At 70.5% G+C, this 12,955-nt stretch carries 13 protein-coding genes; 3 read left to right on the top strand and 10 right to left on the bottom strand.

Annotated elements, in window-relative coordinates:
- Positions 1-220: 220 nt before the first annotated feature.
- Positions 221-1,801 (top strand): GMC family oxidoreductase, encoded by a 1,581-nt coding sequence (locus FXO23_RS12765; RefSeq protein ID WP_158884327.1) that lies wholly within the window; start codon positions 221-223, stop codon positions 1,799-1,801.
- 101 nt (positions 1,802-1,902) lie between these two features.
- Here FXO23_RS12765 and FXO23_RS12760 read toward each other — a convergent pair whose 3' ends face one another.
- The gene (locus FXO23_RS12760; RefSeq protein ID WP_158884325.1) at positions 1,903-3,402 is read right to left on the bottom strand and encodes an aldehyde dehydrogenase family protein; all 1,500 of its coding nucleotides are present in this window, start codon (positions 3,400-3,402) and stop codon (positions 1,903-1,905) included.
- 225 nt (positions 3,403-3,627) lie between these two features.
- Here FXO23_RS12760 and FXO23_RS12755 point away from each other — a divergent pair, with 225 nt between their 5' ends.
- Complete coding sequence (locus FXO23_RS12755) at positions 3,628-4,263, top strand: MBL fold metallo-hydrolase (protein WP_158884323.1); 636 nt, start codon at positions 3,628-3,630, stop codon at positions 4,261-4,263.
- A 27-nt stretch (positions 4,264-4,290) separates the two neighbouring features.
- Here the strand turns inward: FXO23_RS12755 and FXO23_RS12750 are convergent, their stop codons facing one another.
- From FXO23_RS12750 to FXO23_RS52495, 4 genes are all read right to left on the bottom strand, one after another.
- Positions 4,291-5,001 (bottom strand): DUF2334 domain-containing protein, encoded by a 711-nt coding sequence (locus tag FXO23_RS12750; protein WP_158884321.1) that lies wholly within the window; start codon positions 4,999-5,001, stop codon positions 4,291-4,293.
- Positions 5,002-5,101: 100 nt separating this feature from the next.
- The gene (locus FXO23_RS12745; RefSeq protein ID WP_158884319.1) at positions 5,102-5,986 is read right to left on the bottom strand and encodes a phosphoribosylaminoimidazolesuccinocarboxamide synthase; all 885 of its coding nucleotides are present in this window, start codon (positions 5,984-5,986) and stop codon (positions 5,102-5,104) included.
- 14 nt (positions 5,987-6,000) lie between these two features.
- Entirely contained in the window at positions 6,001-6,927 is a 927-nt protein-coding gene (locus FXO23_RS12740) for a sulfite exporter TauE/SafE family protein (protein WP_158884317.1), read from the bottom strand.
- A gap of 57 nt (positions 6,928-6,984) precedes the next feature.
- A complete protein-coding gene (locus FXO23_RS52495) occupies positions 6,985-7,092 on the bottom strand; it encodes a putative leader peptide (RefSeq protein ID WP_343034476.1) in 108 nt (35 codons plus the stop codon).
- 45 nt (positions 7,093-7,137) lie between these two features.
- Between FXO23_RS52495 and FXO23_RS12735 the strand changes: the two genes are divergently transcribed.
- Positions 7,138-7,953, top strand: a complete 816-nt coding sequence (locus FXO23_RS12735) for an SAM hydrolase/SAM-dependent halogenase family protein (protein ID WP_158884315.1) — start codon at positions 7,138-7,140, stop codon at positions 7,951-7,953.
- Here the strand turns inward: FXO23_RS12735 and FXO23_RS12730 are convergent.
- The 5 genes from FXO23_RS12730 to FXO23_RS12710 all read right to left on the bottom strand — a co-directional run bounded on the left by FXO23_RS12730 (position 7,902) and on the right by FXO23_RS12710 (position 12,950).
- Entirely contained in the window at positions 7,902-8,723 is an 822-nt protein-coding gene (locus FXO23_RS12730; RefSeq protein WP_179956751.1) for an MOSC N-terminal beta barrel domain-containing protein, read from the bottom strand. The two genes, FXO23_RS12735 and FXO23_RS12730, sit on opposite strands and share 52 nt — an antisense overlap.
- A gap of 35 nt (positions 8,724-8,758) precedes the next feature.
- Positions 8,759-10,510: a beta-propeller domain-containing protein gene (locus tag FXO23_RS12725; protein ID WP_218951973.1), complete on the bottom strand. Its 1,752-nt coding sequence runs from the start codon at positions 10,508-10,510 to the stop codon at positions 8,759-8,761.
- A 168-nt stretch (positions 10,511-10,678) separates the two neighbouring features.
- Positions 10,679-11,428, bottom strand: a complete 750-nt coding sequence (locus tag FXO23_RS12720; RefSeq protein WP_158884311.1) for an amino acid ABC transporter ATP-binding protein — start codon at positions 11,426-11,428, stop codon at positions 10,679-10,681.
- Positions 11,425-12,186, bottom strand: coding sequence for an amino acid ABC transporter permease (locus FXO23_RS12715; protein ID WP_158884309.1), 762 nt, complete (start codon positions 12,184-12,186; stop codon positions 11,425-11,427). Before FXO23_RS12715 ends, FXO23_RS12720 begins: the two co-directional genes overlap by 4 nt.
- Complete coding sequence (locus tag FXO23_RS12710) at positions 12,186-12,950, bottom strand: ABC transporter substrate-binding protein (RefSeq protein WP_158884307.1); 765 nt, start codon at positions 12,948-12,950, stop codon at positions 12,186-12,188. The genes FXO23_RS12715 and FXO23_RS12710 overlap by 1 nt, the downstream gene beginning before the upstream one ends.
- Positions 12,951-12,955 lie beyond the last annotated feature (5 nt).

Genomic DNA, 12,955 nt, shown 5'->3' with positions numbered 1-12,955 from the left:
CGGCGTTCCCATCATCGACCTCCCATCGGTCGCCCGCAGTGGCAGGATTCCCGAAGTTGTTGCTTCCTAACCACAAGTTCGCCTTTCCAGGCCAATACTTACGTCGTTCGGTCGCCGGAATGTGACATGTGGGGGATGCTGGCTGCCGCACTCTTCCCCCACTCGCCGTCTTCCGTCATCATCGCCAGGGGTTGACGCACCGCCAACAGCAGGAGGCACCGTGGCCCGTCCGGACGCGTTCGACTACGTCATCGTCGGAGCCGGGAGCGCGGGCTGCGTGCTCGCGAACCGGCTCACCGAGGATCCGTCCGCGAGCGTGCTGCTCCTGGAGGCGGGCGGCGAGGACGACGCCGACGAGATCCGCATCCCGGCCGCGTTCGCGAACCTGTTCAAGACCAAGCGGGACTGGAACTACGAGACGACCGAGCAGAAGCATCTCGGCAAGTCGGCCTACTGGCCGCGCGCGAAGATGCTCGGCGGCTGCTCCTCGATGAACGCGATGATCTACATCCGGGGCAACCGCGCCGACTACGACGCCTGGCGCGACCGCTTCGGCGCGCGGGGCTGGGGATTCGACGACGTGCTCCCGTACTTCGTCCGCGCGGAGGGCAACACCCGGCTCGGCGGCCCGCTGCACGGCACCGACGGACCGCTGCGCGTGGAGGACCGGGTGTTCACCCACGAACTCACGCACGCCTGGGTCGATTCGGCCGTCGCGTGGGGCCTCAAACGCACCGACGACTTCAACGGCGAATCCCAGGAAGGCGCCGGGCTGTACCAGGTGACCTGCAAGAAGGGCCGCCGGTGGTCGGCCGCGGACGCCTACCTGCGCCCGGCGCTGACCCGGCCGAACCTCACCGTCCGCACGAACGCCCACGTCACCCGCGTCCTCCTCGACGGCACCCGCGCGACCGGAGTGTCCTATGTAGACAGCTCCGGCGAGCGGACCGTGCACGCGGACGCGGAGGTCCTGCTCTGCGGCGGCGCGATCAACTCGCCCCAGCTGCTGATGCTGTCCGGGATCGGCCCCGCCGAACACCTGCGCGAACACGGGATCGAGGTGGCGAATGGGCTGCCCGGTGTGGGCCAGAACCTGCACGACCACCCCGCGTCGCCGATCATCTGGACCACCCGGGGCACCACCGACGTCATCGATTCGGCCACCCCGCTCGGCCTGGTCCGCTGGCAACTGACCAAACGCGGGCCGCTCACCTCGAACATCGGCGAGGCGGGCGGGTTCTATTCCACAGTAGACGGTCTGGCCGCGCCGAACATGCAGTTCCACGTCGCGCCGACTTTGTTCTACGACAACGGTTTCCGCGAGCCCACGGTGTCCGGGTTCACCTCGGCGACCACGCTGGTCGACGTGGCCAGCCGGGGCCGCCTGCGCCTGCGGTCGGCGAACCCGTTCTGGCGCCCCGAACTCGACCCGGCCTACTACGCCGAACCCGCCGACTTCGAAGCCACCCTGTCGGCCCTGCGCACCCTGATCGAAATCGGCCGCTCGGGTCCGCTGGCACGCTACCTGGACAAACCGTTCCTGCCGGACACGCACGAACTCGACGACGACGCGCTCGCCGAACACGCCCGCCAGAACACGCAAACGCTCTACCACCCGGTGGGCACGTGCGCGATGGGCACCGGCGACCTGGCCGTCGTGGACCCCGAACTCCGCGTGCACGGCGTCACCGGCCTCCGCGTGGTGGACGCTTCGATCATGCCGGTGGTCCCGCGCGGCAACACGAACGCCCCCACCATCATGGTCGCCGAAAAGGCGGCCGACCTGATCCGCTCCCGCTAGCCCACCGAAAATCCCCCAATGTGGCATTGGGGGCGTTGAAGGTACCCAATGCGGCTTTCGGGGCGTTGAAGGTACCGAAAGCCACATTGGGGGAAGTTCGGTTACCGTTTGCCGTGCAGGATGGCGGTGAGTTTGGCGACCAGGACGTCCGTCTTTTCCTTGCGGGCGAAGGTGGTCAGCGCCAGCGGGGCGGTGAAGCGCTGGCGGGCGATGGACTTCGGGCGGGCGAATTCGCGGAGGCCTTCCGGTCCGTGGATGCGGCCGAAGCCCGAGTCGCCCACCCCGCCGAACGGGAGCGACGCGATCCCGGCGAAGGAGAGCGGCGCGTTGATGGCGGTCTGCCCGGTGCGCAGGCGGCGCGCGAGTTCCAGGCCGCGGCGCTTGGAGAACACCGTCGAGCCCAGGCCGTAGCGGGAGTCGTTCGCCTTCTCGACCGCCTCGTCCATGTCGCGCACCTTGGCGATGGTGACCGTGGGGCCGAAGGTCTCCTCCTGGACGGCCGACGAGTCCTCCGGGACGTCGACCAGGACGGTCGGCTGCACGTACCGGTCGCCGACCGCGTCGGCGCCGCCGAGCAGCGCGCGGCCACCGCGGGCCAGGGCGTCCTTGATGTGCCGCCGGATGACCTCGAGCTGGGCGGGCATGGTCATCGGACCGTACTTCGCGGAGTCGTCGGAGCCCGGGCGGACTTCCCGGGACTTCGCCACGACCTTGGCGACGAACTCGTCGTGGACGCTTTCGTGCACGTAGACCCGTTCGACCCCGGCGCAGGTCTGGCCCGCGTTCCAGAACGCGCCCCAGACGGTGGCGTCCGCGGCGGCTTCCAGGTCGGCGTCGGCGTCGACCAGGACCGGGTCCTTGCCACCGGCCTCGATCACCACCGGGGTGAGGTTCTCGGCGGCCGCGGCCATCACCTTCTTACCGGTGGCGGTGGAACCGGTGAAGGCGATCTTGTCGACGCCCGGGGAGGTGGTCAGCGCGGCGCCGGTTTCGCCGAGGCCGGTGACCAGCTGGAGGACCGGCTGCTCGGGGACCACTTCGGCGAACGCGTCCACCAGCCACTTGCCCACGCCCGGGGTGTATTCGCTCGGCTTGTAGACCACGGCGTTCCCGGCGGCGAGGGCGTAGGTGATCGAGCCGAGCGGGGTGTACACCGGGTAGTTCCACGGGCCGATCACGCCGACCACCCCGAGCGGGTGGTACTCCACGGTCGCCGCCTGGTTCGACAGCAGCAGGCCCGGCGAGCGCCGCTGGCTGCCCAGCACCTTGCGCGCGTGCTTGCCCGCCCACGCGATGTGCTCGATCGCGAGCACGATCTCCAGCTGCGCGTCGGCGACCGGTTTCCCGGTCTCGTCGTGCACCAGCGAGCTGAGCTGCGCGAGCCGCCGGGCGAGCACGCCCTTCCAGCGGCGCAGCCGCTCCCCGCGGCCGTCGAAGCCGAGCGAGTTCCACCAGTCCGCAGCCTCCCGGGCACGTTGAACGGCCGCCTCGACGTCCTCGCGGGTGTGGATCGGATAGGTGCCGACCACCTCGTCGGTCGCGGGATTGAGCGAGTCGAAGGTCTCGCTGGCGGTGGCGGGCTTGGGCTGGGCGGCGGTCATCGGCGTCTCCCGTGATGTCGACTTGGTGACCAAGACTACGAGCTTACTGACACTCTGCCAATAGCTGTTCCGCTTCGGTAGGACAGCATGGCACAGGTGAGCGCCGCGGTGGCCGCATCGAGCGAAGGAGCCGGCCAGGGCGGCGGCGGGGCACCGGCGCACCGAACTTGGCGACTCCCTCGTGCGGTCGTAGGGTGAAAGTGGATCTCATAAGGGAGAAAACATATGCGAATTGTCCACTATGGACACGCTTGCGTACTGCTGGAAACCGAGAACGCCCGGATCCTGATCGATCCCGGCACGTTCTCCACCGGTTTCGAGAACGAGCGCGACCTGGACGCCGTGCTGATCACCCACCAGCACTTCGACCACATCGACGCCGAGAAACTGCCCGGGCTGCTCAAGGCGAACCCGGACGCGCGGCTGATCACCGACCCCGGTTCGGCCGAGACCGTGGAGAAGCTGGGCCTGACCTCGCGGACCGTGCGGCCGGGTGACTCGCTCGACTTCGGCAAGACGGGCATCGCGGTGGTCGGCGGGCAGCACGCGACGATCCACCAGGACATCCCGATCGTCCCGAACGTCGGCTACCTGGTCGACGACGGCGCGTTCTACCACCCGGGCGACTCGTTCTTCGTGCCCGACCAGAAGGTGGACGTGCTCGCGCTGCCGACCGGCGCGCCGTGGCTGAAGGTCGGCGAGGCGGTGGACTACCTGCGCGCGGTGGCGCCGCGGGTGGCGGTGCCGATCCACGAGGCGGTGCTGGCGCGGCCGGAGATGCACTACGGCCTGTTCACCAACCTCGCCCCGGAGGGCACCGAGGTCAAGGTCGCTCCCCGCGACGAGTTCACGACCCTCTGACCAGGGCGGCACTTCCCCAAAGTGCCGCTAGGGAAGGGCTACCCGGCGGCGAATCGCCGGGTAGGTGGTGGCGGAGGCGCCGTTTTCCAGGGCGATGTCGACCGCGTCGAGCAGGGCCTGGCGCGGTCCCGGGCGGGCGAGGTCGGCGGCGTCCGCGCCGATCCGGACCAGCCCGCCGCGCCGGGCGGCCCGGGCGGCCGCGAGCACCAGGGCGAAGCAGCGGACCGTCTCGGTGCGCGGCGAATGCCCGCCGACGGCCAGCACCCGCGCGCGGTGCACCTCGCCGGTCCGCAGGTCGCGCACGGCCGAAAGGTCCGCGCAGTACGCGAAATCCCGTTCCCGCAACGCTTCCAGCGTGCCGCGGGAGGCGAGCCAGCGCGGCGGCGCGAACCCGTCGGCGTGCAGCCCGGCACGTTCCAGCGCGGCCGTCGCGGCGATGAGCCGCAGCCGCGCCTCGTGCGCGGGGAGCGCGGCGAATTCGGCCTTCTTGCCCAGGTACACGGTCCGGTGCGTCGGCGTGACGCGGTGGTCGTAGCCGTGCAGCAGCAGGGCGTCACCGCCTCGGGTCCGCGCCCGCACCCAGCCGGGCACCGCGCCGTCCCCGGTCCGCGGTGAGTACAGGATGGACAGGGGGACCTTCCGGCTCTCGAGTTCGGCGGCGAAGTCCGCGCAACGGTGCAACGTGCGCGGGCTGAGCCCGGACAGCGATACCAGCAGCTGAGCGTCCACGCTGCCCATTGGGCCAGTCCGGGGTGACACCACCCTGACCCGCAGATGACCGGTCGGGGTCACCTACGAGAAGTGTTGCCCGGGCAACGCTACGTGCTCGGCTCGCGCCTCAGCCCGGCCAGTCGGCGAGGGAGCGCCCGGTGATCCGTTCGTACGCCTCGACGTACCGGTCGCGGGTCGCCTCGACCACCTTCGCCGGCAGCGGTGGCGGCTGGGTGTTCGACGCCCGGTCCCAGCCGGATTCCGGGCCGGTCAGCCAGTCCCGCACGTACTGCTTGTCGAACGACGGCTGCGCGCGCCCCGGCCGGTACTCGGACGCGGGCCAGTACCGGGACGAGTCCGGCGTCAGCACCTCGTCCGCCACGACCAGCCGCCCGGCCGCGTCCACGCCGAACTCGAACTTCGTGTCGGCCAGCAGGATCCCGCGCTCGGCGGCGTGCTCGGCGCCGCGCCGGTAGATCGCCAGCGTGGCCTCCCGCACCTGTTCGGCGCGCTCCCGGCCGATCTCGGCGGCCACGTGCTCGAAGTCCACGTTCTCGTCGTGCGCCCCGAATTCGGCCTTGGTCGCCGGGGTGAAGATCGGCTCCGGCAGCCGGTCCGCCTCCTGGAGACCGTCCGGCAGCGCGACCCCGCACACCGCGCCGGTCCGGCGGTAGTCGCTGTACCCGGATCCGGCCAGGTACCCGCGCGCGACGGCCTCGACCGGCAGCATCCGCAGGCGCCGCACCAGCAACGCCCGGCCGCGGACCTCGTCCGGGATGCGCGGATCGTCGTAGGCGACCAGGTGGTTCGGCAGCACGTCCGCCAGCAGGTCGAACCAGAACACGCTCATCGCGGTCAGCACCCGCCCCTTGTCCGGGATCGGGGTGTCCAGCACGAAGTCGAACGCCGAAATCCGGTCGGAGGTGACCAGCAGCAGGTGCTCGTCGCCCACGGCGTACAGCTCACGGACCTTGCCGGCGGCGATCTTCGGGTATTCGGCGAGCGTCGTCACGCCGAGAACCCTAGCTAACCGGCGACCGGCTCGGCTTGGTCGGCGGGGGCGTCGGTCTCCCCGGCGAGGATGTTGGCGCGCTTCTCGGCGCGGACCGAGCGGATCGCGGCGACCAGGCCCGCCACCCAGAGCAGCACGATCGCGGCGTAGGCGAGCACGAACACCGCGGTCGAGGCGTCGGCGGCCTGGAGCAGGGTGCGCGCGTTGGTGAGCACGATCAGCCCACCGGCCGCGGCGCCGAGCACGCGCGGCGGCAGGTGCCGGACCAGCCAGGCCGCGACCGGCGCCGCGATCACCCCACCGGCCATCAGGCCGAGGACGACCGTGTAGTTCAGGTTCTGCTCGGACGAGAGCGAGAAGAAGAACCCGATGCTCGCGGCCAGCGCGACGATGAACTCCGAGGTGTCCACCGAACCGACGACCTTGCGCGGCTCCAGGCGCCCCGAGGACAGCAGGGTCGTGGTGGCGACCGGACCCCAGCCGCCGCCCCCGGTGGCGTCCACGAACCCGGCGATCAGCCCGAGCGGCCCGAGGAACCGCGCGCCGGGGCGCTTGGTGGTGATCAGCTTGCCCAGCTTCAGGAACGCGAACCGGATCAGCACGTACAGGCCCAGGATCAGCAGGATCGTGGTGATCCAGACCTCGGCGAACTCGGTGGACAGCGAGGTCAGCACGTACGCGCCGAGCGCCGCCCCGGCCGCGCCGGGCAGCGCGAGGACGCCGACCGTGCGCCAGTCGATGTTGCGGAACCGCCAGTGCGCGACCCCGGACGCCAGGGAGGTGCCGACCTCGGCGAGGTGCACCGCGGCCGAGGCGACCGCCGGGGTCGTGCCCAGGGCCACCAGGGTCGTGGTCGAGGTCACGCCGAAGGCCATGCCCAGGGTGCCGTCGACGAGCTGGGCCAGGAACCCGGCCAGGCCGAAAAGAACGAGAACGCGCATCGGGAGGTCCTCAGCTGATGGCCGCGACAGCGGCGCCGGAAAAGAAGGGCCGGATGATCAGCCGAGGCGGCACAGCGCGGAGTTGACGCGCAGCAGATCGACATGCCTGCGCTGCACCAGCGCGATCGCATACCTCTGCATGGTGACAGGATCGCAGAGGTCCACGACGTGATCCAGAAGTTCCCAGATACTGAGCAAAGGATTCGGCGCATGACGTACCGGTGGCTCTCGTTCCTGACCGACTACGGCCTGCGCGACGGGTTCGTGGCCGCGTGCCACGGCGTGATCGCCCGCATCGCCCCGGACGTTCGGGTGATCGATGTCACGCATTCCGTGCCGCCGCAAGGCATCCGGCACGGCGCCGAGGTGCTGGCCCAGACCGCGCCGTACCTGCCCGACGCCGTGCACCTCGCGGTGGTGGACCCGGGCGTGGGCACCGCGCGGCGCGGGGTCGTCGTGGTGGCCGATCGGGGACTGCTGGTCGGTCCGGACAACGGGCTGCTGGTGCCCGCCGCCGAGGCGCTCGGCGGGGTGCGCGCGGCCTACGAACTCGCCGAACCCGCCTACCGGCTGCCCGAGGTGTCGGCGACCTTCCACGGGCGCGATGTCTTCGCCCCGGCGGCCGCGCACCTGGTGTCCGGGGTTTTGCCCGAACGTCTCGGCCCGCCGGTTCCCGAGCTGGTCCGGTTGCCGGAGCCCAAAGTCGTCGCGCGCCCCGGGCAACTGGTCGCCGAGGTGCTGACCGTGGACCACTTCGGCAACGTCCAGCTCGCCGCCACCGCCGCCGATCTCGACGCGGCGGAACTGGGCCGCTGGCTATTGGTCCACTGTGGACAGAACGAGCTACCGGCCGCGCGCGGCCGGACGTTCGCCGATCGGCCGATCGGCGAGGCCGTGCTGTTCACCGATTCGGCCGGGCGGCTCGCCGTCGCGGTCAACGGTGGCTCCGCGGCCGGCGCGCTCGGGCTGACCGGTTATCCGGCCGCCCAGCTGTGCACGATCACCTCGTCGCCGACCGCGACCTGACCGGGCCGGGTCACCGCGGCCTTCATGCCGAATTCGACCGGCCCCTCGGCCGAACGGCGGTACCGGGCGAGGCTGCGGATCGGCTCCGGGCCCGCCTTGCGGCCGGTCTCCTGGTCGACCATCGGCACCGTGCACCGCGTGCACACCCGCGCGTACCCGAATTCGGCGGTGCCCGCGCGCATCGCGCGCACCCGGTCTTCGGCGTGGGGCTCCGCCCAGCCGCGGACGATCAGATTCGGCCGGAACCGGTCCATCGGCACGGCTTCCCCGCCCGCCGCGGCGATCCGCTCGTTCAGTGAGTCCAAAGAGGACTCAGAGGCGACCAGGATCGCGTGCCCGTCGGCGAAGCCCGCGGTGCCCGGGGTCTCGCCGCTCGCGACCCGGGTGTGGTCCGGTGGCACGCGCACCAGCCGGGATTCCTGGCCGAGGACCGTGGAAAACCAGTCGGCCGCCTCGTCGCCCTGGTCGACGCCCTTGCCCTCCCAGGCGAACACCTGCACCACCAGCCGCCGCCCGTCGAAGGCGACCGCGAGGTCGAGGTCTTCGACGCCCGGCGCGGTGAGCCGCAACCGGCCGCCGTCGGCGGACAGTTCGGGTTTGATCACGGCCATCACCGGGGACTGGCGCTGGCTGCGGAACCGCCCGTCCGGGGCGACCGCCATGAACGTGCGGTCGTGCGCGAGCCCGGCCGGGGTCACGTCGGCGGCGGGCAGGGACTTCCCCGCACACCCCTTGACCGGGTAATGGACGAGATCGACGATACGGGCCACTCATCCAGTTTATCGACATACCGCCAGCCGTTTTCCTAGGTGAACGGCACCCAGGCCAGCTGGGCCAGGCCGCCGCCCTCGTCCACCCGCACACCGCTCGAAGACACCGTCCACAGCTCGTTCCCGAGCACCACGGCCCGCCGGATCTGCGCCGACCCGCCGGGATGGCGCACCGTACCGGCCTCGGTGAACGTGCCGCCGGACAGCCGGAGCACGAGCGCGCCCCCGGCGGAACCCGTCACGGGCACCACCAGCAGGCCGGTCGGCGGCCAGTACAGGAACGCGTGCGGATCCGATTCCACCTCCGAGGAACCGCCCGGGAGCTGGTGCTGCGCGATCCGGCGCGGCCGGGCGGCGTCGCCGACGTCGAACAGGGAGACCTGGAGGCCGAGGCTCCGGCCGCGCTCGTCCGCCTCCCGGCCGACCCCGATCAGCTTCCGCTCGCCCGCGTCGTGTAGGTACGCCGAGTACCCGGTGATCTTCAGCTCGCCGACGGCCCGGGGGTGGGCCGGATCGGCGAGGTCGAGCGTGTAGAGCGGGTCCGTCTGGCGGAACGTCACCACATAGCCCACCGGGCCGAGGAACCGCACCGCGTAGATCCGCTCGTCCTTGCCGAGCCCGCCGACCTTCCCGGTGACCGACAGCGCCTCGCCCCGGCGGGCCAGCACGGTGACCGCGCTCTCGGTGTCCATCGTGGTCGCCACCCGGAGATGGCCCTGGTACTCGGAAAGCGAGTACTGGTTCAGCAGGCTTCCCTCGACCGCACCGGAGGCGACGTGCTTCGGCGGGCCCGGCTGGGTGATGTCGAACTGGTGCAGTTCGGTCCGGCCGCGCGGCGCGTCCTCGGTGCTCACCTGCGCGGCGACGTAGAGGCTGGTCGCCGTGCCGTACACGGTGTCCCCGTCGGCCACGATCGACACCGGATCGCCGGTGCCCAGTTCGCCGCGCAGGTCGATGGTCAGCAGGGTGAGCATCGAGGTGCCGGTGTACTTCGCGGGGTGGCTCACCCGCGCGCAGTCCACCAGTTGCCCGGCGCTGCGGTTGCCGCCGGATTCGAGTTCGTACCGGGGCAGCCAGTCGCCGATGGACGAGCCGCGCGGTTCGTCGCCGCGCGGGTGCCCGTACGGGATCCGGGGCGCCGAGCGGAGCACGATCCGCGCCCGGCCGCCGACCTGCCGGGCATCGACGTACTGGCCGTCGACCGAAAGGGACCCGAGCATCCGCGCCGGGCCCGCGAGGTCCACCAGGGTCAGGCGAGCGCCGGAACGCATCCCGGGCGGCAGGTAACCGCGCTCGGCCGGGACGGCCATCTCCGCCGGGGAGAGGACCAGCGCCCGATCGCCGTCGAGCAGCAGTTCGCTCGCCGGTCCGCCGGGCAGCTCGAGCGTGGAGGTGACCGCGCGCGTGGCCGCGTCGATCACCCGCAACCGGCCGTCGGCGACCGTGACCACGCGGCGGCCGTCGGTCTGCACGAGATCCGGTTCGCCGACCCCTTTTTCGTGGTTGTTGGTCGTCGAATGCTCCGTGCCCTGCTCGGCGGGCGCGGGCGCCTGCGGCGCCGCCGCCCGGCCACCATCGGCCTGCGCCTCGACCCCGCCCTTGGCCCCGTACTGGGGACCGTAGGTGCCCGCGTACCGCCGGGCGTTGTCCCGCAAGGCGTTCAGCGCCTCGGCGCAGGAATCGAAGGCGACCAGGCGCGGCCCGCCACCCGGGCCGCCGATGACCTCCCCGCCCGGCGGCCGATCATCGGCACGGAAAACGGCCACCGCCGCGACGACCGCGACCACTGCCCCGAGAATGCCCCACCGACCGAAATGCCGTTTCATGCCGACCAGACGGAACCAACCGGCGATCCGGTTGCGCCCAGGTTCGCACTTTGTCGGCCAAGTGCGAGTCCACGGCGGCCGAAGTGGCCGAGGCACCGCACTCAGCCGACAAAGTGCCCCGTCTCCGGCCTAGAGCACCTGGGAGAGGAACCGCTGCAGGCGCTCGCTGTGCGGGTTGTCGAAGATCGCTTCGGGCGTGCCGGTCTCCACGATCTTGCCGCGGTCCATGAACGCGACCCGGTTCGCCACCTCGCGCGCGAACCCCATCTCGTGCGTCACCACGATCAGCGTCAGGCCGCGCTCGGCGAGCCCGGCCATCAGGTTCAGCACGCCCTTGACCAGTTCCGGGTCGAGCGCGCTGGTCGCCTCGTCGAACAGCATGACCTCGGGGTCCATCGCGAGCGCGCGGGCGATCGCGACCCGCTGCTGCTGGCCGCCGGACAGCGCCGCGGGCCGGTACGGCGCCTTGTCCGCCAGCCCGACCTCGGCGAGCCGGGCCCGCGCGATCTCCTCGGCCTCGGCCTTCGCCAGCTTCTTCACGCTGCGCAACGGCAGCGTGATGTTGTCCAGGACGCTGCGGTGGCCGAAGAGGTTGAAGTGCTGGAACACCATGCCGACGCGCTGCCGCAACTGGTCCGGATCGGCGCGGATCACGCTCTTCCCGTCGAACAGCAGATCGCCGGAATCGGGTTCCTGCAAGCGGTTCACGCAGCGCAGCAGGGTCGACTTGCCGGAGCCGGACGGGCCGATCACGCAGGTGGTCTCGCCCTTGGCCACCTTCAGGTCCACCCCGCGCAGCACCTCGAGGGTGCCGAATTTGACGTGGATGTCGCGCAGTTCGACGCTCGCCGAATGCGCCGGCGCGGTCACCGAGGTCATGCAGCGCCTCCCGACGCGTACTGGGCGTGGTCGTAGTTGGTGTTGGGATCCACGGTGTCGACCTTCCGCCCGGTCCGCAGTTTCTTGTCGATGTAGTTGACCAGGTGCGTCAGCGGCACGGTGATCACCAGATAGACGAATCCGGCCGCGACCAGCGGCGAGAGGTTCCCGGTGTTCGCGGCGAGGTCCTGCCCGATGCGGAACAGTTCGCGCTGCTCGGCGAGCAGGCCGAGGAAGTAGACCAGGCTGGAATCCTTGACCAGCGCGATGAACTGGTTCACCAGCGCGGGCAGCACGCGCCGCACGCCCTGCGGGATGACCACCAGCAGCATCGCCTTCGAGTAGGTCATGCCCAGCGCGCGGCTGGCCTCCAACTGTCCTTTTTCGACACTCTGGATGCCGGAGCGGAAGATCTCGCCGATGTAGGCCGCGGCGATCAGGCTCAGCGCGAGAATGCCCAGCGGGTACGGGTTCGTGCCGACGATGTCGCGGGCCAGCACGCCGAGGCCCTGGCCGATCAGCAGGATCGTCAGGATCGCGGGCAGCCCGCGGAAGATGTCGGTGTAGACGCGGGCGGGCCACCGCAGCCAGCGCTTGGCGGACAGCCCCATGACCGCGAGCACCATGCCCAGCACGGTCCCGATCAGGGCCGAGCTCACCGCGAGGATGAGCGTGTTCAGCAGCCCGGTCCCGATCAGATCCGGGAAGACCTGCCAGATGTATTCCCAGTTGAGAAATGTGTCGAGGAACTGGTCCATTATTTGGATTTACCCGCCTTGAATTGATCCGGCACCGGTTCGGTGGGCAGGAACCGCTGGTGCAGTTCCTCCCAGGTGCCGTCCGCGATCACCTGCCGCAAGCCCGCATTGATCTTGTCGCGCAGTTCCGCGTTGCCCTTGCGGACCGCGTAACCGTGCGAAACTCCGGTGGTGAACGATTTGGTGACCTTCAGTTTCGCCTCCGGGTACAGGGCGACGAACTTCTCCGCCGTGGACTGATCGAGCACGCAGGCGTCCACCGCACCCGTTTTCAGCGCGCTCAATCCCGCGGTGACATCCGGGAACCGGACGATGAGGGCCTGGGGCACGGTGCTCGTCACCCAGAAATCGGAAACCGTCGCCTGGGTGACGCACACCCGTTTGCCCGGCAGGGAGTTCTCGTCGGTGATCGGTACGCCTTCCCTGGTCTGGATGCTCGTGGTCTGGAAGTTGTAGGCGTCGGAGAAGTCGACCGTCTTCTTCCGCTCTTCGGTCTGCGAGATCGCCGAGCTACCGATGGCGAACTCCCCGCTCGCCACCCGCCCGAGCAGGGCGGAGAAATCCGTCGCGGCGAACTCCAGTTCCAGGCTCTGTTTCGCGGCGATCGCCTTCAGCAACTCGTTGTCGAAACCGGTGTAGTTCCCGTTCTCCTGGTACATGTTCGGCGGCGAATCGGACAGCGTGCCGACCCGCAGCGTGGTGCCGCCACTGCCGTCGCAAGCCAGGGTGAAGGTGAACAACGCGGCGATCAAGATCGTCTTCATGAGGG

The organism is Amycolatopsis anabasis, assembly GCF_009765355.1.
GTDB classification, from domain to species: domain Bacteria; phylum Actinomycetota; class Actinomycetes; order Mycobacteriales; family Pseudonocardiaceae; genus Amycolatopsis; species Amycolatopsis anabasis.
Note: the sequence above shows the minus strand (reverse complement) of the source record. Positions and strands in the feature narration are given on the sequence as shown.

What these genes read in the sequence shown, in the direction of transcription:
- FXO23_RS12760 (WP_158884325.1), bottom strand. Translation starts at nt 3,402, where the DNA reads ATGACCGCCGCCCAGCCCAAGCCCGCCACCGCCAGCGAGACCTTCGAC.
- FXO23_RS12755 (WP_158884323.1), top strand. Translation starts at nt 3,628, where the DNA reads ATGCGAATTGTCCACTATGGACACGCTTGCGTACTGCTGGAAACCGAG.
- FXO23_RS12750 (WP_158884321.1), bottom strand. Translation starts at nt 5,001, where the DNA reads ATGGGCAGCGTGGACGCTCAGCTGCTGGTATCGCTGTCCGGGCTCAGC.
- FXO23_RS12740 (WP_158884317.1), bottom strand. Translation starts at nt 6,927, where the DNA reads ATGCGCGTTCTCGTTCTTTTCGGCCTGGCCGGGTTCCTGGCCCAGCTC.
- FXO23_RS12735 (WP_158884315.1), top strand. Translation starts at nt 7,138, where the DNA reads ATGACGTACCGGTGGCTCTCGTTCCTGACCGACTACGGCCTGCGCGAC.
- FXO23_RS12720 (WP_158884311.1), bottom strand. Translation starts at nt 11,428, where the DNA reads ATGACCTCGGTGACCGCGCCGGCGCATTCGGCGAGCGTCGAACTGCGC.
- FXO23_RS12715 (WP_158884309.1), bottom strand. Translation starts at nt 12,186, where the DNA reads ATGGACCAGTTCCTCGACACATTTCTCAACTGGGAATACATCTGGCAG.
- FXO23_RS12710 (WP_158884307.1), bottom strand. Translation starts at nt 12,950, where the DNA reads ATGAAGACGATCTTGATCGCCGCGTTGTTCACCTTCACCCTGGCTTGC.